The sequence below is a fragment of the Variovorax sp. PAMC28562 genome, assembly GCF_014303735.1.
Taxonomy (GTDB): Bacteria; Pseudomonadota; Gammaproteobacteria; order Burkholderiales; family Burkholderiaceae_C; genus Variovorax.
The window spans coordinates 1,099,330-1,119,606 of sequence record NZ_CP060296.1 but is presented as its reverse complement, the minus strand read 5'-3'; the positions used below and the strand labels follow the sequence as shown (position 1 = coordinate 1,119,606).

Below are 20,277 nucleotides of genomic sequence, written 5' to 3'. Positions count from 1 at the left end.
AATCCAGCGAGGCGTCAGTCGGTCGTCGCCAGCGCTGCCGGCCAGCGCAGACCGTGCCCGGTGCGCTCGACGAAGCGCGCGATGTCTTCCGGCGTGTCGATGTCCACGCGGTAGCGCTGGTTGTCGGTGTCGAACCAGAGCACGCGCTCGGGGTTGACGTCGCGCCAGCGACGGCATGCGGTATCGACGTCGCCGGCCAGCCATTGTTCTCGCAGCTCGGCCTCGAAGATCACCGGATTGCCGGGCTCGCCCGCCACGCGCGGCACCACCATCGACGCGTCGCCGCGTTTCTTGAAGGCGCCGATCAGCGCGGTGATGTCCTGTGCATTGATCATCGGCTGGTCCGCCAGCGCGACGATGACGGCATCGAGTTTGCCGGCGAGCGCCTGCAGGCCGATGCGTACCGACGAGGCCTGACCATCGTCGGGGGAAGGATTGCGCGCGAGCGTCACTGGGAAGTCGCGCACCGAGGCTTCGATCGCATCCGCATGGTGACCGAGCACGACCACCACCTCGTCGACCCCTGCGCCCGACAGCGCGATCAGCTGTCGCCGGATGAGCGGCACGCCGCCCAGTTCGAGCAACGACTTGGGTCGCCCGCCGAGCCGGCTGCCCGAGCCCGCCGCCAGCAGCACCGCGCCGACCACGACGCGCGAATAGAGACCGCCACCGCCCTTGAGAATGCAGCCCATGTCAGCCACCTCCGCAGCAGGAGGCCTTGGCCGGCACTTCGCCCGGTGCAACGGCCGCAACCGTCGGAACTGCAGCGGAAAGCATTTCTACCGCTGCTCTTGCGGCGCCCCGCCGGTTCGACACCACGGCGGCCAATACCGACAGCGCGATCTCTTCAGGCGTGGAAGCCGATATCGGATAACCGGCCGGTGCGACGATGGCGGCCACCGCCTCGGCATCGGCTCCCGCGGTGATCAGCGAGTCTTTCAGCACCTGTGCCTTGCGCGCACTCGCGACAAACGACACCTGACGTGCATTCAGCGAAAGCGCCAGGCCCAGCGCCTGCAAATCGCGCCGCCCCTGCGTCGCGATCACGACCCACGCATCCGCACCGACTTGCGGTGCCACCGTGGCGGCGTCGTCGCGATCGATCACGCGGTATGCATCCGGATAGTCGGCCACCTTCGCGCCTTGGGCCACCAGCGTCACCGCGAAGCCGACGCGTGGCGCCAGTTGCACCAGGCTGGCAGCGACCGGTGAGCTGCCGATGACGACCATTTCGGCGCGCGGCAACAGCGGGTCGATGAAGAGCTCCAGCGTGCCGCCCGAGTGGCACGCCATGCCGAACTCGAGCACGTCGCCGAGGTCACGTTCGTGTCCTTCTTCGGCCGGCGCGATGCGGATCATCCGAGCGCGGCCGTCCTGCAAGGCTTGCCGCACGGTTCGTATGACGGCCGGCTGCGCACAGCCGCCGCCGACCCAGCCGTGCATCTCGCCATCGGCAGTGACGATGGCTTTGTCCCCCACGTGCGCTGAAGCAGGCGCCAGGGCCTTGACCACGCTGACCAGCGCGCAGGGTGTGCCGGCCTGCTGCATCCGGCGCGCCGCTTCGAAGACGGTGTCTGCATTGCTCATGTCGAAATCCTTTGTTCTGTTCGCTCGCGCCTCAGCGCAGATGGCTGGAAAGGTCTGCCAGATCACGCAGGCTGTTGAGCCGTGAAAAGCCCTCGACCAAACCGTGTTGTGCGACGACGGGCTGCATCGCCGCCGAGGCGGGGAGTGCCTCCGACGGATGAAACCAGTGCACTCGCGCGCCACGTGCGCGCACTCGTGCCAACTCCTGGGCCAGCCGCTCGGGCGCATCGGCATCGAAGCCATCCGACAGCACCCACACCCGCGCGTTGCGCGTGAGTTGCGCGCGTGCATGCACCGCGTGGAAGTCGGAGATGCTGGTCGCGATACGCGTGCCGCCGCCGAAACCTGCGGTGACGGCGTTGACCTTTTCCTGTACTGCGGCCGAGTCGCTGCGCAACAGCGGCGTCACCTCCGCAAGGCGTGTGTGGAACACGAATACGCGGGCGTTCAGGGTCGAGACGAAGGCACGTGCGATGCGCAGAAAGAGTTGCGCGTGCGTTTCCATCGAACGGCTGACGTCGACCAGGATGAAGAGGCGCGGCCATTCGCGGCGCGGCGCACGCCAGACCGGGTGCACCGGCAAGCCGCCGGTGCGCAAGCTCGCACGCAAGGTGCGGCGCATGTCGAGCCGGCGGCCGTGCGTGTCGTCGTGCCAGCGGCGCGTCAGGCGCTTGCGAAGCCGTCGCGCGATCTGCTCGGCAAGGCACTGCAGCAGCGCAAGGTCTTGCGGCAGCCACTGCGACAGACTGCGGTCGTGCAGTGCGTCGGTGCGCGTCGCGCCGCCCTGAGCACGTTGCAACGCGCCGTCATCGTCGATGGCCGGCGGCGCATCGAGCGCGGTGTCTGCGCTGCGGGGGCGCGACGAAGGCACGCCGCCGTCCATGCTGTCGTGCAGGCTCTGCACCGCTTGCTGCAGATTGCGGCTCGGCCGCGTTTGCCCGCCGACCTTGGCGCGCCCTTTGACACGTTGTGGATACCAGTAGCTTTCGAACAGCTCGGGCCAGCACTTCCAGTCGCGCGCGTCGTGACAGGCGATGGCACGCCATGCCGGATCGAGCCTGGCTGCGCGCTCGACCGGCAGTCGCAACGCCGCCTGTACGAAAGCCTGCTGCTCGCCAATGCCGACTTTCATGCCGTGGTCGCGCAGCAGGGCCGCAAAGCCGGCGATGCTTTCGAGGGGGCGCGCGAGCGTGGTCATGCGAAGGTCAAGCCGATGTCGGCGTCGAAGAAGAGGCGACATCGGCCGTCGGCTGTGGCGCCTTCTCGGCCACGCCCACCGTGCGTCGTCCTTCTATGAGTTGCCGCACACGGTCCTCGCCCATCTGGAAGCGGTCTTCGCGTGTCTTGATGAGACACGCCAACGTCCCGGTGAGCGCGTGCGGATCGTCGGGCAAAGCCTTGAACGACAGCCGGTGCAGCGCCCGCACCCAGTCGAGCGTTTCGGCGACACCCGGCGTCTTGCCCAGGTCTTCGCGGCGCAGGCGCTGCACGAAGGCCACGGCCTGTTCGATCAGCGCGCCTTCGGCCTGCGGCAAGGTCGCACGCACGATGGCGATTTCGCGCGCCAGCGTCGGGTAGTCGAGGTAGTGATACAGGCAGCGGCGCCGCAACGCATCGGACAACTCGCGCGTGCCGTTGCTGGTCAACACCACCTGCGGAATGTGTTTGGCATGCAGCGTGCCGAGCTCGGGCACGGTGATCTGGTAGTCGGCCAGTACCTCGAGCAAGAAGGCCTCGAAGGCTTCATCGGCGCGATCGATCTCGTCGATCAACAGCACGCATGGCTGCTCGCTGGAAATGGCCTGGAGCAAGGGGCGCTCCAGCAGGTAGTCGCGTGCGAAAAGATCGGCTTCTTTCAAGCCTTGCGCGCCCGCCGGATGTGACTCGCTCAACCGGATCGCCATCAGCTGGCGGCCGTAATTCCACTCGTACGCAGCCTGCGAGAGGTCGAGTCCTTCATGGCATTGCAGCCGCACCAGTGCGTGTCCGCGCGCCTTCGCCAACGCGCTGGCCAGCGCGGTTTTTCCGACACCGGCATCGCCCTCGACGAGCAGGGGTCGCTGTAACTCGCCGGCCAGCCACAGCGTCGTTACCAAGCCTTCGTCGGCGATGTAGCCGGCGCGGTAGAGCGACTCTCGCAGTTCGGCTTCGCTGGTCATAAGCTCAAGCGCGCTTGCCGCCGAACAGGCCTGAGAACCAGCCCTTGACCAGATGCCAGAAGATCGCCAGCGCATTGATCTCGTTGGCCTTGGCGGGCGCTGCAGGGACGAAGGGTGTGGCGGTCGGAGTGGGTGAAATTGCGGGGGCCACGGCTGTCGTCGCTGCCGTCTGCGCTGGCTCTGTTGCTGCTTCTGCCGCTGTCGCAACACCCTGCATGGGCAGCGCCGCCGCCGCTACCCGAAAGTTGTCGACGAACTGCCCTAGCAGCATGTCCGACACCTGCACCATCAGACGCCCGCCGAACTGCGCGAACTTGCCGTTGACGATCACTTCGGCATGGCCCACCAGCACCGATGTCGCGGGCGTGTCGCCGGGCTCGATGGTCGCCGTGAGGTTCATCGACGCGGACGAACCGCCACGGTCGGCGCCCTTTCCGAGCAGCTGCAAGGTCATCGCCGATGCGTCGAGTGCCAGCACCTCGATATCACCCGCGAAGGCCGCGGCGGCCGGCCCGACCTTCACCTTCACGCTGCCCTTGTAGTGCGTATCGTCGAGCTTGTCGGTGATGGCCGCACCGGGCATACAGCCCGCGGTGGCCGGCACGTCGCTGAGGATCTTCCAGGCACGCGCGCTATCGACGTCGAGCGGGTAACGTTTGTCGAGTTTGACTTCCATCTTGGTGTCCGATTCGGCACGCGCCCGTCAGAGCGCGACACCGCTTTCCTTGAGTTGTTGCCAGACGCGGTAGGCGCTGTGCGGCATGACCATGTGCTTCACGCCGAGATGCGCGAAAGCATCGACGACCGCAGAAGTAAACGTCGGGATCGATCCCACGTGCGGCGATTCGGCGACGCCCTTGGCACCCAGCGGATGGTGCGGCGACGGCGTCACGGTGAAGTCGGTTTCCCACTTCGGCGTCTCGACGGCGGTCGGCAAAAAGTAATCCATCAACGTGTTGCCCAACAGATTGCCCTGCGCGTCGAACGGCATCTGCTGGCCCATCGCGACCGCATAGCCCTCGGTCAGGCCGCCGTGGATCTGGCCCTCGATGATCATCGGGTTGATGCGCGTCCCGCAATCGTCGAGCGCGTAGAAGCGACGCACTTTCGTCTCGCCGGTGCCGCGGTCGATGTCGACCACGCACAGGTAGACGCCGAAGGGAAACGTGAAGTTGGGTGGGTCGTAGTAATGCACCGCCTCCAGTCCGGGTTCGAGCCCCGGTGGTGCCTGGTGGTAGGCGGCCCACGCGATGTCTTTCATCGACTTGAAGCGCGTGTCGTCGCCCTTGACCTTGAAGCGATCGATCTCCCAGTCGAGATCGTTCTCGCCGACTTCGAGCAGGTGCGCGGCGATCTTGCGCGCCTTGGCGTGGATCTTTCGGGATGCCAGTGCGATGGCCGCGCCGGCCACCGGTGTCGAGCGCGAGCCGTAGGTGCCGAGACCGTACGGCGCCGTGCTGGTGTCGCCTTCTTCGATCTGGATAATTTCCGACGGAATGCCCAATTCGGTCGCGATGATCTGCGCATACGTGGTCTGGTGACCTTGCCCCTGCGAGATGGTGCCCATGCGTGCGATGGCGCTGCCGGTCGGATGGATGCGGATCTCGCAACTGTCGAACATGCCGACGCCCAGGATGTCGCACATCTTGCTCGGGCCTGCACCCACCACTTCGGTGAAGGCGACCAGGCCGATGCCCATCAGGGTCGGGCAGTTCGGGTCGGCGCGCTTGGCCGCTTGTTCGACCCGCAGGCCCTTGTAGTCGACAGCGGCGAGCACCTTGTCGAGCGCGGGCTGGTAGTCGCCCGAGTCGTATTCGAAGCCGAAGGCCGAGGTGTACGGAAACTGCTCTTTTCGGATGAAGTTCTTCGCACGGATCTCGGCTTTGTCGATGCCGAGCTTCTGAGCCAGGATGTCGACCATGCGCTCGATCACGTACACCGCCTCGGTCACGCGGAACGAGCAGCGGTAGCTCACGCCGCCGGGCGCCTTGTTGGTGTAGACGCCCTTCACGCTGCACCAGGCGGCCGGAATGTCGTACGAGCCCGAGCAGATGTGGAACATGCCGGCCGGGTACTTGGTCGGGTCGGCACAGGCGTCGAAGGCGCCGTGGTCGGCAATCACGTTCACGCGCAGCCCGAGGATCTTGCCGTCGGCGGTGGCGGCGATCTCGCCGTCCATGTGGTAGTCCCGCGCAAAGGCCGTGCTCGAGATGTTCTCGATCCGGTCTTCGATCCACTTGACCGGTTTGCCCAGCACGATGCTCGCGACGATGGCGCACACATACCCGGGGTAGATCCCCACCTTGTTGCCGAAGCCGCCGCCGATGTCGGGCGACACGATGCGGACTTTCGATTCCGGTATGCCCGACAGCAGCGACACCACGGTGCGCACCACGTGCGGCGCCTGCGAGGTGATGTAGGTGGTGAGCTCACCGCGGATCGGATCGAACGAGGCAACGCAACCGCAGGTCTCCAGCGGGCAGGGATGCACACGCGGATAGAAGATGCGCTCTTTCACGGTCACCGGTGCGGTGTCGAAGGCTGCATCCGCCGCAGCCTTGTCGCCGGCCTCCCAGGTGAAGATGTGGTTGGGGTGGTCGCGCTTGCCGTGCGCGCCTTCGGTCTTGCCGGCCAGGTCTTCGCGCAGCACCGGCGCATCGGGCTCGAGTGCGGCAAAGGGGTCCAGGACGACCGGCAGTTCGTCGTATTCGACGATCACCGCCTCGACGCCGTCGGCGGCCGCATAGCGATCTTCAGCGACGACAACGGCCACTTCCTGCATCTGGAAGTGCACCTTCTCGTCTGCCAGCACCGCTTGCACGTCGCCGGCCAGCGTCGGCATCCAGTGCAGCTTGAGCGGCTTCAGGTCTTCAGCCGTCAAGACCGCGATCACGCCGGGAATCTTCAGCGCTTCGCTCTTGTCGATGCGCTTGATGCGCGCGTGAGCGACCGGCGACCGCACGATGGCCATGTGCAGCATGCCGGGCATCTTGATGTCGTCCACATAGTTGCCCTTGCCTTGAATGAAGCGCGCGTCTTCCTTGCGCAGACGGCTGTCGCCCAGCCCTTGCAAGGCGGCTGAACGCTCCAGCAATTTGGGATCGATCGGTGCGTTCATGCGGCCGCCCTTTCGGTTTGTTGCAGCTTGGCCGCCGCGTACAACACGGCCTTCACGATGTTCTGGTAGCCGGTGCAGCGGCACAGGTTGCCGCCGATGCCGGCACGTACTTCGTCTTCGCTCGGGTTCGGGTTCTCCTGCAGGAAGCGGTAGGAACGCATCAGCATGCCGGGCGTGCAGAAGCCGCATTGCAGGCCATGCTCCTTGTAGAAGCCCTCCTGCACGGCGTGCAGCAGCGGACCTTTGGCGAGCCCCTCGACGGTCAGTACCTCGGAGCCGTCGCACTGGACGGCCAGGTGCGTGCAACTCTTGACCGACTCGCCATCCAGGTCGACCGTGCAAGCGCCGCAGTGGCTGGTTTCGCAGCCGATATGGGCGCCTGTCAGATGGCACTCTTCGCGCAGGAAGTGAATGAGCAGCGTGCGCGGCTCGACCGCTTTTTCAAGCCGTTTGCCGTTCACGCTGACGTTGATGATTTGCTTGCCCATGGGTTGTTTCCTTGCTTCTCGTTCGGCTATTTGCAGCGGGCCAGCGCCAGGCGCAGGGCGCGCTGGACCATCTGCCCGGCCATCGCGGTCTTGTATTCGACGTTGCCGCGAAGGTCCTCCGCGGGATCGCAGATGGCCATGGCACGGGCACCTGCATCGGCAATGGCCGCGTCGGTCAGCGGCTTGCCGAGCAGCGCTGCTTCGGCATCTGTCGCACGCAAGGCGGTCGGCGCCAGATTGGTCAGCGCGATGCGAATGTGGCTCACGTTGCCGCCGTCCATGCGCAGCACGACCGCGGCGGCGGCGGTGGCCCAGTCGCCGGTCTTGCGTTTGAGCTTTTCGTAGGCGTAGCCGGTGCCGGGCGCAAAGGCGGGCACGCGGATCGCGACCATCACTTCGTCTTCGGCCATGTCGGTCATGTAGGTGCCCTGGAAGAAGCCATCGGCCTTCACTTGTCGGGTGCCGTTCGGCCCTTCGAGCACGAACACCGCATCGAGTGCGATCGACAGGGCAGGGTGGTCGTTGCCCGGATCGCCGTGCGCGATGTCGCCGCCGATGGTGCCGCGGTTGCGCACCTGCGGGTCGGCGATGTGCTGTGCAGCCATCGGCAGCAGCGGCACTTTTTGCTGCAGCAAGGTCGAGTAGATGAGGTCGCGCTCGACTGTCATCGCACCGATCACGATCGTGCCGCCCTCTTCACGAATGCCGCGCATCGACTCGATCCGGTTGAGGTCGATGAGGTGCGCCGGTTGTGCGAAGCGCAGCTTCATCATCGGCAGCAGGCTGTGGCCGCCGGCCAGCAGTTTGGCGTCGCCGCCGTACTGCCCTAGCAGCGCAATGGCGTCGGCTACGGTGCGCGGCGCGTGATAGTCGAATCCGGAAGGGATCATCTTTTTTGTCTCCAGTCGTGGGTGCCGGGAGACGGTAAGACGCGCTGCCTGCGCCGGACGAATCCGACGCACGAACGACGGCTGCGCATGCACGAAGTGCGGCGCTGCGCGCATGAACGGCGGGTGCCGAAGCTCCGCTTCGGGTTATCCCGAATCAGTTGCGGAGGTCGGCTTTGAGTGCGTCGGCTTCGCCGATACCGAGCTGTTCGAGCAGCTTGGCAACGCTGGTGCGCGCCACCGGCAATGCAGTCGTTTCACCGCGCAGCTTGAGGCTGACCTTGCCATCGTCACGCAGGATCTGCTCGGCGAAATCGAGGTTCGCGAGGTAGCTGCGATGGATGCGAAAGAACGAAGCGCCATCCAGCCGATCGGCCAGATCGCCGATGTTCAGGTTGCAGAAGCTGGAGCCCAGCGCGGTGCTCACCCACGTGTAGTGGCCTTCGGAGCGGATGTACGTCACCGTCTCGACATCGACCAGCACGATGCGGTTTTGCGAGACGGTCGGGATCTTGTTCAGCTGCCGCTTGGCCGGCGGCTTGAGCGTCGGTTCGGTCGAGACCGGCGGCGCCTCGCCACTGACCAGTTCGGTGATGTCGTAGAAGATCAGCGTGTACCCCGCCGTGTCGCCGCGCAGGTCGCCGAGCTTGGTGACCTTGATGAGCAGCACCCGCTCGGGGATGTTGATGATCATCGTCATCGGCGGCGGATTGCTCACCGGACACTCGGCCTGGTCGAGCAGAAACTTGACCTTGGCGACCGAGCGCTCGGGATGAAACGACAGCACCATTTTTTCGAACGGCTGCTTGTCCTCGACCGGCAGCAGGCGCCGCGCCAGGCTGTTCATCGCCACCACGCGCAGCTCGCGATCGAGGTGTACCACGCCCGGATCGAACCGTTCGAGCAGGTACAAGGGGCTGCGGCTTTGCATGGGTGTCTCCGGTGCGCTTTTTTTTAGTGATCCTCGCCCTGGAGCGCGATTGAAGCACTGATTTCGCTGCCGCGCCTGCTGGGGGGAAACGGGCTCGGCCCGCGTCCGTCAAACCGGATCGAGTACGTGGATCATCCGGCTGGCCAGCATGTCCTTGGTCTTCGCACCATAGGCGACCATGTGCGGCGCGACGGCGTGCGCCTGCAATGCGGCCAGGCTCTCCCACTTCTCGATCACCACGAAGGTGTCGGGTCCGAAGGTGGCCTTCGAAGTCGGCAAGCCGGCTGCGTCGATGGCCGCGGCGTACTCGATGCAGCCGGCCTCGGCCAGCACGGCAGGTCGGTTGGCGGCGGCAAGTTCGAGCACCTGGGCGCGCAGGCCGGGCTTGGTGACGATGATGGCGATGACGTTGATCATGAGGAAAGGTCTCGGTTGGATGGTTGTTGTCGAAGGTGTTGTGTCGGGGCTGAATCTAAACGCGAATCCAAAAATTCGTGAAGCAATGCCGCTCGGCCCGATTTGTCGGCACTGACAATCGACCTCCCCACAAAGCGCTCTGTCACGCGCACTGCGGGCGGATGGCTGCAGGTGCGGCTGTTCTATGAGTCGAGTCGCGCAAGGGAGGGCCAAGAAATGACCAAGAAAAATTCGCACCGTGCCGGGAAATGGCGCTCCACGCTGGTGGGCGCGCTGCTCGGCGTGCTCGTCGTCCAGGTCTTTCTGGTGCGCTGGCTGGCCCAGTCACAGGTCGATTCGGCGCAAGAACGCAATGTGGCCGAAGCTGCTGCCCGGGTGGCCGAGGCACGATGCCTGGAGACGGCGTCGCCCCGAACCAGGGACGCCTGTCGCGTGGTCGCTGCACGCTGACCGACCGGAAACGCGGGCAGAAACGCGGCTTTTGTGCGGCCCCTATCATCCCGCCATGTTTTCGCTTCCCCGTACCGCCACCGCGCCGTTTTGCCCTTCTGAAGTCAAAGGCAGCGTCGCCGTCGATCCGGGTCTGCCGTTCTTCAAGAAACTGCTGCGCTACGCCGGTCCGGGCCTGCTGGTGTCGGTTGGCTACATGGACCCGGGCAACTGGGCGACCGACATCGAGGCCGGCTCCAAGTTCGGCTACGGGCTGCTATTCGTCGTACTGCTCGCAAGCCTCACGGCCATGTTGCTGCAGACGCTGTGCGTTCGGCTGGGCGTGGTCGCGCAGATAGACCTGGCGCGTGCCTGTCGCGAGCGCTACTCACCGGCCGTCAACCGCTTCCTGTGGCTCGGCGCCGAGCTCGCCATCGTCGCTTGCGACCTGGCCGAAGTGCTCGGCAGTGCGCTGGCATTGCACCTGTTGTTCGGCGTGTCGATCCCGGTCGGCATCGCCATCACGGCCTTCGATACGTTGTTGGTGCTCGGTTTGCAGGGGGCAGGATTCCGTCGTGTCGAAGCGATCGTGCTCGGGCTGGTCGTGACCATCGCGGGTTGCTTTGCGGTCGAGCTGGCGATGTCGCAACCCAACTGGTTCGGGGTGGCGATGGGTTTCGTGCCGAGCTTCGAACGCTTGCAGCAACCGGGTGCGTTGTACCTGGCGATCGGCATCGTCGGCGCCACGGTGATGCCGCACAACCTGTACCTTCATTCGTCGATCGTGCAGACACGGCTGTCGGCACGCGACGAGGCCGGTCGTCGCGAGGCGGTGCGCTTCTGCACCATCGATGCGGTAGTGTCGTTGTCGCTCGCGCTGTTGGTCAACGCGGCCATCATGGTGCTGGCGGCCAGTGCCTTCAACAGCAATGGCCATCGCGACGTGAGCGACATCGGCGACGCCTACCGGCTGCTCGAACCGGTCGTCGGCAGCGCACTGGCCGCGACGCTGTTCGGCGTGGCGTTGCTGGCATCGGGGCAAAGCTCGACCTTCACCGGCACCATCGCTGGCCAGATCATCATGGAAGGCTTCCTCGACCTGAAGATCCCGTGCTGGCAGCGCCGCCTTATTACGCGCGGGCTGGCGCTGGTGCCGGCCTTCATCGGCGTCTGGTGGTTCGGCGAAAGCGGCGTCGGCAAGATGCTGGTGTTGAGCCAGGTGGTGCTGAGCTTTCAGCTGCCCTTCGCGATCTGGCCGCTGATCCGCCTCACCAGCGACCATGCACTGATGGGAAAATTCGCCAATGGGCCAGTGCTCAAAACGACGGCTTGGGCGCTTTTTGGGACCATCAGCGTCGCCAACGCCTGGCTGGTCGTGTCGGTTTTTACCTGACGCGTCGTTGTCTCAGCCAGCCGTCGGCCCGGACAAGCGGCTTTCCATCAGCGTAATCACCTGTTGGGCGAGAAATTGCAGCTGTTCCATTTGCTCTGGCGTGATGTCGCGCGGCTCACTGTCCAGAACGCACACGGCGCCCAATGCCTGGCCGCTCGAAGTTACCAGCGGTGCGCCGGCGTAAAAGCGAATATTCGGGTCGCCGGTGACAAGCGGGTTGGCTTTGAAGCGATGGTCTTTTGAAGCGTCCTGCACCACGAACGGCTCGGTCGGCGTCTCGAGGGCATGCGCGCAGAACGAGGATTCGCGGGGCGCCTCGGTCATCTGCACCCCCACGCGGGACTTGAACCATTGACGGTGTCTGTCAGTCAGCGAAATCAGGGCAATCGGCGTACCGCACATGCTGGCTGCCATGCGCGTGATGTCGTCGTAAGCCTTCTCTTCGTCGGTGTCCAGGATGGCCATCCGTTTGAGCTCGGCAATGCGCGCGACTTCGTTGGCGGAGCGGGCGGTCGTTTTGTCGGTCATGCTGGAAGGTCCGTGAAAAGCATCGATCAGTAGTGTGGCGGCAATTCGTCGCGCGCGCTGCGATGGCCTGCCGCGTCTTCGGGCGTTTGCTGGCGCAATTCGGCCAGCTGATGCAGCAGGCCGTCGATCCGCTGCTGCTGCCGGTAGATCGTTATGTTCAGCTGCTCCAGCAGGTCTTCGGTGTAGCTCACTTTGATTTCCAGGGCCTCGAGGCGGCGGTCGATGTCTTGCGTGGCGTCCATGCCGCTATTGGACACGAGGCGCCGGCCGTTCCTGGCGCCCGCCCGGGTGCTTCGCAAAGCGCGCCGGGTCGCGGCCGTGCACCGGCGCGTCGTCCTTCCACGGCCAGCCGCCGAACTGGGTGCGGCGGTAATCCTGCATCGTCTGCGCAATCTCGGCCTGCGTGTTCATGACGAACGGGCCGTACTGAACGACCGCCTCGCCGATCGGGCGACCCTGCATCACGAGGAATTCGGCCACGTCATCACCAGCGTTGACCAGCTCGACCGACGCATCGCCGCGCAGCTCGATCGCCGCGTGGTTGTCCACGGCCTGGCCGGCCACCGACACCGACGCACCCTTGAAGAAATACAGCATGCGGCGCGTTCCATCGCCGCGCGCGGCTGGCAGCGTCCAGCGGGCGCCGGGCTGCATCTTCAACGTCCAGATCGCCAGATCGGCGTCGGGTTGCGAGGCCCATGAATCCGGCGGCGGCGCCAGCGGCCCGCCTTCACCAGGCGCGCCTTCGACCGGGCCGATGCGGCCCGCGATGCTCGCCACCTCTGTGCTGCGGCCATCGGCATCGGTCACGGTAAAGCGCGGAATGTCTTCCGACCAGAACATGGTGAAGTGCGGCGCCACCATCTTGTTGCGCGCCGGCAGGTTGAGCCAGATCTGGAACAGCTCCAACGGATTGGCCGCAGTGGAGTCGAGCAGCGGGAACATCTCCGAATGCACGATGCCCTTGCCGGCCGTGAGCCACTGCACGTCGCCGCCGCCGAAGCGCGCGGTGGCGCCCAGCGAATCGGAGTGGTCGATCAGGCCCTTGCGCACGATGGTCACCGTCTCGAAGCCGCGGTGCGGGTGCCCCGGAAAACCCGGCACCGGGTTGCCGTGGTACATGCTCCAGCCGTCCTTGCGGCTGAAGTCGTGGCCCAGCTCGCGGCCTTCGAGCGGCGCGTCGGGGCCCATGGCGGCGTTGGCCTGCGGGTACGCATCGTCGTGATAGACGCAGAACAAAAACGGGTCGATCGTCTGCCACGGGAAGCCGAGCGGCTGGACCGAGACGATGGGATGGGCGAGAGCGGCGGGCATCGCAGACATGGCGGATTCCTTCATTTGGTCACTCGAATATGAGGCCATCCGCCTGCGATGAAAGGGCGCCGGGGCAAGACGCAGCGGCTCACCGATGGAACGATGCGCGCCACTGTGGTTGCGCGTATCGAATTTCGCCTACTTCGCTTCGCAGCTTTGGCGCATGAATCTTCCAACGCAGGTGCGCATAGTCGTGCGGTTCCTGGAGGGGAAAAACATGATTAAACCAAAGCACCTGTTCGACCTTTGCCGCAAGGCTGTCACGGCCTGGGTGGACGACTTCGCGCCAAGCATGGGCGCGGCCATTTCGTACTACACGATGTTTTCGCTGGCGCCGTTGCTGGTCATCGTCATCGCCATTGCAGGCGCGTTGTTCGGGCAGGAGGCGGTGCAGGGGCAAATCGCGGCGCAGTTGTCGGGGCTTATCGGGCAGGACGGCGCGACTGCTGTCCAGGGGCTCATCAAGAGCGCGAGTTCGCCTTCGCGCGGGCTCATCGCCGGCAGCATCAGCATCGTGGTGCTGATCATCGGCGCCACCACGGTCTTCGCCGAACTGCAGAGCGCGCTCGATCGCATCTGGCATGTGCCCGAGAAAGAAAAACCGACCGGCGTCTGGGGCATCCTGCGCGCGCGGGTGCTGTCGTTCGGGCTCATCCTGGGGCTGGCGTTTTTGCTCATGGTGTCGTTGGTCGTGAGCGCCGGCGTCGCGGCTTTCGGCAGCTGGACTTCCGGCCTGCTGCCGGGCTGGGAGCTGCTGCTGCAGGGCGTGAATGTGCTGGTGTCGATCGGCATCACGACGGTCCTGTTCGCGATGATCTTCAAGTTCATGCCGACCGTGCCGATCCGCTGGCACGACGTGTGGATTGGCGCCATCGTTACCGCGGTGCTCTTCGAGATCGGCAAGATCGCCATCGGCATCTATTTGGGCAAGAGCGGTGTCAACGAGTCTTTCGCGGCGGCGGGGTCGCTGGTCGTGCTTCTGGCGTGGGTCTACTACGCAGCGCAGATCTTTTTGCTGGGCGCGGAGTTCACCAAGGTGTACGCCGACGAGCATGGCTCGGTCGCCGGTGCCAAAGCGGTGATGGCGACCAAGGTCGCGGCGGCCACGTCGGATGCAGGGACGGACCTTCACGCCGCACCGGGTGCGAAGGCAAAGTCGAATATGGACATGGACACCGCTGCAGAGCCCGCCGACCTGGCCCGCGCTGCCAAGGCAAACCGGGAGGTCGACCAGCGCATCAACCTCGCCGTCGCCACGCTGGCACGCAAAGTCGTGCTGCTGGCGGTGGCCACGGCGGTCAGCGCCGCGGTCGGGCGTTGGCAAAAGCGGCAGCTCAAAAGCGATCGCAAGTTGCGAAGCAAGGGCCAGCGCGAGCACGCGCGCGGGCGGGGCGCCCGAGCGTAACGACGCCGACAGTTCGTTCCTGTACAAAGCGGAATGGCCGAACCCATCCTGCTCACTACCGCCCGCGTCTCCACCTATGACGGAGACAAGTTGATGACCGGGGCCAGCGGCTTCTTCTTCGAGCGCGACGACAAGCTCTTTTTCGTGACCAGCCGGCATGTCGTCATCGACACGCCGACCAAGCACTTTCCCAACCGCATCGACATCGAGCTGCACACCGACGCGGTCAACCTCACGCTGTCGACCCAGCTCACGCTCTGGCTCTACAAAGACGGCAAGAGCGTGTGGCGCCAGGGCAGCGACCCGGGCGGTGAGATCGACGTGGCGGCGATCGAGATCGACCGCGCGCTGCTGCCGCCCTCGGTCGCGATCCAGTGCTTCACGACCCAACACCTGCAAAGCACGCTCGACGAGGTCGAGGTCGGCAGCGCACTGCTGGTCGTTGGCTACCCGCTGGGCTTTCACGACGTCGTCTATCACCTCCCGGTGGTACGACACGCTGTCATCGCATCGTCGTTCGGCATCCGTTTCCAGGGCCAGGGCTTCTTCTTGACCGATGCGCGCACGCACCGCGGCACCAGCGGTGCGCCGGTCGTCATGCGCGCGCCGGGCGGTGATCCCAAGCTGCCCTGGAAGTTGCTGGGCGTGCACTCGGCGCGCATGGACATGGGCACGCGCGATCTGGTACTCGACGAATCGCTGGGGCTCAACTGCGCCTGGTACGCCGACATCCTGCTGACCTTGACGGCCGATGTGCCTGCCGGACTTCAGACGGCGTCGCCTCCTATTGACGGAGCCGCGGGCAGCACTAAATTGGGGAAATGAACTCCGATCGAAACCTTGAGTCCTCGAATCCCGCATCGACTCCGACTTCGCCTGGCGGCCCACGCGTACTGTGGGCCGCCATCGCAATATTGGCGGTCGCCGTCATTGCGATGGGCGGTGTATTGCTGAAGCAAGGCACCGGCGACGCTGCCAGGATGGCGACGCCAGCTGCCACCACCGCCACTGCCAATCTCGCGAGCCTGCAGCCCGCACCTGACGATGGCATTCCGCCGCCGCTGCCAGTTGCGCCCCCGTCGGCGACGGCGGCGCCCGGGCCCGCCGGGTCCGCGCCGTCAGCCTCGCGCGTACCGATGTTGGTGGGCGCGGCGCCGCAGGCCGCCCCTTCGGTAGCCTTCGCCGCAGCGCCCCCCGCGCCCCCGCTCTGCACCGTCTGCGGGCACGTCGAATCGGTCCGCACCGTGCAGAGCGAGCAGCCCACCAGCGGTGTCGGCGCCGTGGCGGGCGGTGTCGTCGGTGGTGTGGTCGGCAACCAGATCGGGCATGGCGGCGGGCGGACTGCGGCCACCGTGCTGGGCGCGGTCGGCGGTGGATTTCTGGGCAACCACATCGAGCGCCGCACGCACACGCTGACGCGCTACGAAGTGACCGTGCGGATGGACGACGGCTCGCGTCGCACCGTCGAGACGCGCAGCGCGCCGCCCGTTGGCAAAGACGTCACGTTGAAGGGTCAGGTGCTGCAGCCTGCCAACCGACACCTCTGATGTGCCGGTGTCGAGACGTTGAAACCTCAGGCGCGGGTTTAATGCGTTCATGCGCACCCTCTTGCTCTTCGTCGCCACCGCTCTGGCAGAAATCGTCGGCTGCTACCTGCCTTGGCTCTGGTTGAAGCAAGATAAATCGGCCTGGCTGCTTGTGCCTGCCGCCTTGTCGCTGGCGCTCTTCGCATGGTTGCTTACGTTGCATGGCGCGGCAGCCGGGCGCGTGTATGCGGCGTATGGTGGTGTGTACATCGGGGTCGCCATCGTGTGGCTCTGGGCAGTCGACGGCATCCGGCCGACGCCGTGGGACTGGGCTGGCAGCGCGGTCGCGTTGGCAGGCATGGCGATCATCAGTTTTCAGCCGCCACAGGTCTCGCCATGAGCCACGATCCACACGACGGTCAACACGACGGTCAACACGATCATTTGAACGTGCAGCCTGCACATGACGTCCACGCTGCACATCCCGCATTCAAAGGCGGCTTGCTGGCCTTGCTTGCCGCCGTGTTGTTCGGCATCAGCACGCCGCTGGTCCAGCGGGCCGGCGCGCATGCCGGAGCCTTCACGACAGCGGCGCTTTTGTATGGCGGTGCGGCGCTCATGGGCGCTTGGTTGCGACGGCCGCCCACGCAAGAAGCTGCGCTGCGTCGTACTGACTTGAAGCGACTCGCATGGATGGCGATCTTCGGTGCCGCCATCGGCCCCGTCGCGCTCGCATGGGGCCTGCAGCACACGAGTGGCACCAGCGCATCATTGATGCTCGCGCTCGAAGCGTTGTTCACGGCAGTGCTGGCGCGAGCGCTCTACCGCGAGTCGATGGACCACCGTGTCGCCAGCGCGATGGGCTTGCTGCTACTCGGGGGCATCGTGCTCGTGCTCGACCGTGGTTTGAGCGGCGGCACGCAATTGCTCGGTCTGCTCGCGGTGCTGGCTGCGACGGCTGCTTGGGGCATCGACAACACGCTGTCGCGCGCGCTCGCCGAGCGTGACCCGGGCCAGGTCGTACTCGGCAAATCGCTGCTCGGTGTCGGGGCCACGGCGCTGCTCGCGGTGGTGGCCGGCGAGTCGCTGCCGGGCTGGGCGGCTGCGGTCGCTTTGCTTGTCATCGGCGCGTGCGGCTATGGTCTGAGTTTGCGACTCTATCTGCTGGCGCAGCGGGCTTTCGGGGCGGCACGCACGGGCTCGGTGTTCGCGTTCGCGCCCTTCATCGGCGCGCTGCTCGCGATGGCGCTGGGTGATCGGTCTTTGAGTTGGGGTATGGCGATCGGAGGCGCGTTGATGCTCGCTGGCGTGGCGTTGCACTTGGCCGAATCGCATGCGCACACACATGACCATGCGGTGCTCGACCATGAGCATGCGCACACGCACGACGATGGGCATCACGATCACTCGCACGATAGCGCTGAAGACCCGGTGCCGCCCGGCGCCCACAGCCATCCGCATTGGCACACGCCGTTGCGCCATGCGCACTCGCATGTGCCCGACGCGCACCATGCGCATCCGCACTAGGACCCAACGAAAAGCTGGGAAGCCGTGATTGCTGCGGCTCGCCAGGAAACCTCAATGATGGTGACCGTGCGCCCCATGCACATGCCGGTGCTCGATCTCGACCGGCAACGCCGCGCGCACTTCCATCACCTTCAGGTTGAACCGCACTTCCATGCCCGCCAACGGATGGTTGCCGTCGAGCAGCACCTTGTCGCCCTTGACCTTCATGACTGTGAAGACGTGCTCGGTGCCATCTTCTGTGCGGCCCGACAGCTTGCCGCCGACTTTCACGCCCGGCGGAAATTCGCTCTTGGGGATGGCTTGTGTCAGCGTCTCATCGCGCATACCGAAGGCGTCTTCGGGTTGCAGCTGCAGCACGGCCTGGTAGCCGGGCTCCTTGCCATCGAGCGCCTCTTCGATCTTGGGCAGCGTGTTGTCGTAGCCGCCATGCAGATAGACCATCGGGTCTTTGCTTTCTTCGATGAGCTTCCCCTTGGCGTCGAAGACTTTGTAGAGGAGGGTGACGACGGTGTCTTTTTGGATTTGCATGACGCCATTTTCTCCATTACTGGAGATTGCGTCTGCTCAAGCCGCAACCGGTTGCGCCGGCTTCGAGTTGCTCGCGGTGATCAGCAGCTTGCTCCTCGCCCGCGTCGCAGCTACATAAAAGAGTCGCGCCTCGTCCGGGTCGGCGACCGCATTGCCGACGACTTCTTCCACGCCCATCAACGCCACGACGCCAAATTCAAGCCCCTTGCTCGCGTGCATCGACATCACCTTGATCGTGTCTGCCTCCGGGTCGAAGGTGCCGAGTCCTTTGCGCACCTGGTGCGGCAGCATCCGCTCTTCCAGCACCTTGGCGCATTCGTCCATCACCGTGTGATGGCGGCAGATCACGGCCATGTCGCCCCAGGCGTGGCCCTCGAAGTGGGCGGCACTCAACAGCTCGGCAATCTTCAAGGCCTCGGCCTGCAGGTTGGGCATGCGGACGACGGTCGGCTCTTGGCCGACGCGGCCACTGCTCACCGGATGCAGCAACGGGATGCCGTCGTCTTCGTCACCGCTGCCGTTGTCTGACTTGTCTGCCATCAATAACGTGCCGGCGATGCGGCTCGCGGTGTCGAGAATCTGCTTCGTGTTGCGGTAGTTGACTTTGAGCATCGATGTGCGCCCTTGCGCATGGATGCCGACGCTCCTGAAGCTGAACTTGCGAGTGCGGTGCCTTTCGTAGATGCTCTGCGCGTCGTCGTACAGCAAAAGCAAACTGTTGGTGTCGGGGTCGACCATTTGCACCACCAGCTTCAACCACTCGTGCTTGAAGTCATGGCCTTCGTCGATGAGCACTGCCATGTACTGCCCCGACGGCACCTGCTTCTTGTCGACCGCGCGAACGAGCCGCTGCACGAAGGCTTCCATCAGCTTGGCGGTGCTCAGCTTTTCAGTTTCCGTCGACACCGGCAGCGCTTGCCCGTAGCTGACGAGTTGCTCCCGGCACCACTTGTGAAAGTGGCGCACATGCACCTTGCCGGCGAGCCCCTTGCTCGCGATGACCGACGCGAGCTGCACCGCCAATGGCTCGTTGTAGCAAAGCACGAGTACCGGCTTGGTGGTGACGCGCTTGGCCAGTTGCACGGCGCGGCGCGCGAGGATCAGCGTTTTGCCGGAGCCCGCCACGCCGTGGATCACACGGTGGCCGTCGCCGAGGCTACGGGACAGCCGCTCCTGCTGAATGTCGAGCACGGTCATCGTGTCGGGCAGGTCGAGCGGGATGTCCAGGCTGACCTGCATGTCGGCATCGGCGTCCACACGCACTTCAGGGAAAAGAATCCAGCGCACGCGATCGATGTTGGGGATCGACAGCATGCCGTGCATCAGCGCCGGGAACATGTTCCACAACCGGCTCTTGAGTGTTTGCGGGTCGACGGTCTCGGTCATTTCGTCGCTGCAGATGACGCGCTGCGAATCGATCACGCAGTCGAGCTCGGCCGTGACGAACTGGCGCCGCGTGATGTGCGTCAGCACCAGGCCATAGCTCCACGGAAAGCTCAGCATGCCCCGCCATTTGCCTTCGTCCTGAACCAGCTGCGGGTCTTGCGTGAGGGCCGCCACCATCTGGTGCGCGTACTGGCGCGCCTGCTCCAGCGGATTGATGACGCTGCGCGGCACGCCTTCGGGCGCCACCTCGAAGCTCAGCTTGCCGGCCTGGCGGATGTCGTCGAGCTTCCAGTCTTTGACCTCCAGCACCAGCAGGCCGCGGCGCGGATGCAGCACGATGAAGTCGGGGTGCAGCCGCTTCGGGCCGACCGGCACGTCGTACCAGACGAGGTAGTTGCTGCCGAGCTTTTGCTCGAGCCTTTCAGCAAGACGCCGCTCGCCTGTCGTCATGCGCGACACGCAGGTGTTCAGGGCAGGAATCAGGGTGGACATGAGGTGAGGTCTGCTGGTGGCGCCGGGGAAAAATGACATTTGTTCGCAAAGCATCATGCCCAGCGCCGCGGCGCTTGAACATGCCTCTGACCCCGCGTTCGGGGCTGCCGTGACTTACTTGACAACGCAGTTCGGCGTTTGTGCAAGCGCTGAATGAAAAAG

General features: G+C 65.1%; 22 protein-coding genes. 7 read left to right on the top strand and 15 right to left on the bottom strand.

Annotated elements, in window-relative coordinates; translation table 11 throughout:
* Window positions 1–14 precede the first annotated feature (14 nt).
* The 10 genes from H7F36_RS05310 to H7F36_RS05265 form a co-directional block, all read right to left on the bottom strand.
* Window positions 15–692: an NTP transferase domain-containing protein gene (locus H7F36_RS05310; protein WP_187053697.1), complete on the bottom strand. Its 678-nt coding sequence runs from the start codon at window positions 690–692 to the stop codon at window positions 15–17.
* A 1-nt stretch (window position 693) separates the two neighbouring features.
* Window positions 694–1,587: an XdhC family protein gene (locus H7F36_RS05305; RefSeq protein ID WP_187053696.1), complete on the bottom strand. Its 894-nt coding sequence runs from the start codon at window positions 1,585–1,587 to the stop codon at window positions 694–696.
* A 31-nt stretch (window positions 1,588–1,618) separates the two neighbouring features.
* On the bottom strand, window positions 1,619–2,785 hold the full coding sequence (locus tag H7F36_RS05300; protein WP_187053695.1) for a VWA domain-containing protein: 1,167 nt from the start codon (window positions 2,783–2,785) through the stop codon (window positions 1,619–1,621).
* A 7-nt stretch (window positions 2,786–2,792) separates the two neighbouring features.
* Window positions 2,793–3,746, bottom strand: a complete 954-nt coding sequence (locus H7F36_RS05295; RefSeq protein WP_187053694.1) for an AAA family ATPase — start codon at window positions 3,744–3,746, stop codon at window positions 2,793–2,795.
* Window positions 3,747–3,750: 4 nt separating this feature from the next.
* A complete protein-coding gene (locus H7F36_RS05290) occupies window positions 3,751–4,422 on the bottom strand; it encodes an SRPBCC family protein (RefSeq protein ID WP_187053693.1) in 672 nt (223 codons plus the stop codon).
* A gap of 27 nt (window positions 4,423–4,449) precedes the next feature.
* Window positions 4,450–6,864: an aerobic carbon-monoxide dehydrogenase large subunit gene (locus H7F36_RS05285; protein ID WP_187053692.1), complete on the bottom strand. Its 2,415-nt coding sequence runs from the start codon at window positions 6,862–6,864 to the stop codon at window positions 4,450–4,452.
* The gene (locus H7F36_RS05280) at window positions 6,861–7,352 is read right to left on the bottom strand and encodes a (2Fe-2S)-binding protein (RefSeq protein WP_187053691.1); all 492 of its coding nucleotides are present in this window, start codon (window positions 7,350–7,352) and stop codon (window positions 6,861–6,863) included. Before H7F36_RS05280 ends, H7F36_RS05285 begins: the two co-directional genes overlap by 4 nt.
* A 26-nt stretch (window positions 7,353–7,378) precedes the next feature.
* Window positions 7,379–8,242 (bottom strand): FAD binding domain-containing protein, encoded by an 864-nt coding sequence (locus tag H7F36_RS05275; protein ID WP_187053690.1) that lies wholly within the window; start codon window positions 8,240–8,242, stop codon window positions 7,379–7,381.
* Between the two features lie 154 nt (window positions 8,243–8,396).
* The gene (locus tag H7F36_RS05270) at window positions 8,397–9,170 is read right to left on the bottom strand and encodes a PAS domain-containing transcriptional regulator (RefSeq protein WP_187053689.1); all 774 of its coding nucleotides are present in this window, start codon (window positions 9,168–9,170) and stop codon (window positions 8,397–8,399) included.
* A 108-nt stretch (window positions 9,171–9,278) separates the two neighbouring features.
* Window positions 9,279–9,587: a putative quinol monooxygenase gene (locus tag H7F36_RS05265; RefSeq protein WP_187053688.1), complete on the bottom strand. Its 309-nt coding sequence runs from the start codon at window positions 9,585–9,587 to the stop codon at window positions 9,279–9,281.
* 216 nt (window positions 9,588–9,803) lie between these two features.
* Between H7F36_RS05265 and H7F36_RS05260 the strand changes: the two genes are divergently transcribed.
* The gene (locus tag H7F36_RS05260; protein ID WP_187053687.1) at window positions 9,804–10,037 is read left to right on the top strand and encodes a general secretion pathway protein GspL; all 234 of its coding nucleotides are present in this window, start codon (window positions 9,804–9,806) and stop codon (window positions 10,035–10,037) included.
* Window positions 10,038–10,092: 55 nt separating this feature from the next.
* Complete coding sequence (locus H7F36_RS05255; RefSeq protein WP_187053686.1) at window positions 10,093–11,409, top strand: Nramp family divalent metal transporter; 1,317 nt, start codon at window positions 10,093–10,095, stop codon at window positions 11,407–11,409.
* Between the two features lie 12 nt (window positions 11,410–11,421).
* Here the strand turns inward: H7F36_RS05255 and H7F36_RS05250 are convergent, their stop codons facing one another.
* From H7F36_RS05250 to H7F36_RS05240, 3 genes are read right to left on the bottom strand one after another with little or no spacing between them, the layout of a single operon-like run.
* Entirely contained in the window at window positions 11,422–11,937 is a 516-nt protein-coding gene (locus tag H7F36_RS05250) for a GAF domain-containing protein (RefSeq protein ID WP_187053685.1), read from the bottom strand.
* A 26-nt stretch (window positions 11,938–11,963) separates the two neighbouring features.
* On the bottom strand, window positions 11,964–12,179 hold the full coding sequence (locus tag H7F36_RS05245) for a SlyX family protein (RefSeq protein WP_187053684.1): 216 nt from the start codon (window positions 12,177–12,179) through the stop codon (window positions 11,964–11,966).
* Window positions 12,180–12,183: 4 nt separating this feature from the next.
* Window positions 12,184–13,260 carry a pirin family protein gene (locus H7F36_RS05240; protein ID WP_261802505.1) on the bottom strand — a complete coding sequence of 359 codons (1,077 nt, stop codon included), beginning with the start codon at window positions 13,258–13,260 and terminating at the stop codon, window positions 12,184–12,186.
* A 208-nt stretch (window positions 13,261–13,468) separates the two neighbouring features.
* Between H7F36_RS05240 and H7F36_RS05235 the strand changes: the two genes are divergently transcribed.
* Genes H7F36_RS05235 through H7F36_RS05215 form a run of 5 tightly spaced genes read left to right on the top strand, consistent with a single transcriptional unit; the run spans window position 13,469 to window position 17,709 of the window.
* Window positions 13,469–14,656 (top strand): YihY/virulence factor BrkB family protein, encoded by a 1,188-nt coding sequence (locus H7F36_RS05235; protein WP_187053682.1) that lies wholly within the window; start codon window positions 13,469–13,471, stop codon window positions 14,654–14,656.
* Window positions 14,657–14,689: 33 nt separating this feature from the next.
* Window positions 14,690–15,481, top strand: coding sequence for a trypsin-like peptidase domain-containing protein (locus H7F36_RS05230; protein WP_187053681.1), 792 nt, complete (start codon window positions 14,690–14,692; stop codon window positions 15,479–15,481).
* Window positions 15,478–16,203, top strand: a complete 726-nt coding sequence (locus tag H7F36_RS05225) for a glycine zipper 2TM domain-containing protein (RefSeq protein ID WP_187053680.1) — start codon at window positions 15,478–15,480, stop codon at window positions 16,201–16,203. The genes H7F36_RS05230 and H7F36_RS05225 overlap by 4 nt, the downstream gene beginning before the upstream one ends.
* 49 nt (window positions 16,204–16,252) lie before the next feature.
* Window positions 16,253–16,582 (top strand): YnfA family protein, encoded by a 330-nt coding sequence (locus H7F36_RS05220; protein WP_187053679.1) that lies wholly within the window; start codon window positions 16,253–16,255, stop codon window positions 16,580–16,582.
* A complete protein-coding gene (locus H7F36_RS05215; protein ID WP_187053678.1) occupies window positions 16,579–17,709 on the top strand; it encodes a DMT family transporter in 1,131 nt (376 codons plus the stop codon). The genes H7F36_RS05220 and H7F36_RS05215 overlap by 4 nt, the downstream gene beginning before the upstream one ends.
* 51 nt (window positions 17,710–17,760) lie before the next feature.
* Here the strand turns inward: H7F36_RS05215 and H7F36_RS05210 are convergent, their stop codons facing one another.
* Both H7F36_RS05210 and H7F36_RS05205 read right to left on the bottom strand, forming a co-directional pair.
* Window positions 17,761–18,237, bottom strand: a complete 477-nt coding sequence (locus tag H7F36_RS05210) for a peptidylprolyl isomerase (RefSeq protein WP_187053677.1) — start codon at window positions 18,235–18,237, stop codon at window positions 17,761–17,763.
* A 36-nt stretch (window positions 18,238–18,273) separates the two neighbouring features.
* Complete coding sequence (locus H7F36_RS05205) at window positions 18,274–20,115, bottom strand: DEAD/DEAH box helicase (protein WP_187053676.1); 1,842 nt, start codon at window positions 20,113–20,115, stop codon at window positions 18,274–18,276.
* Between the last annotated feature and the right edge of the window lie 162 nt (window positions 20,116–20,277).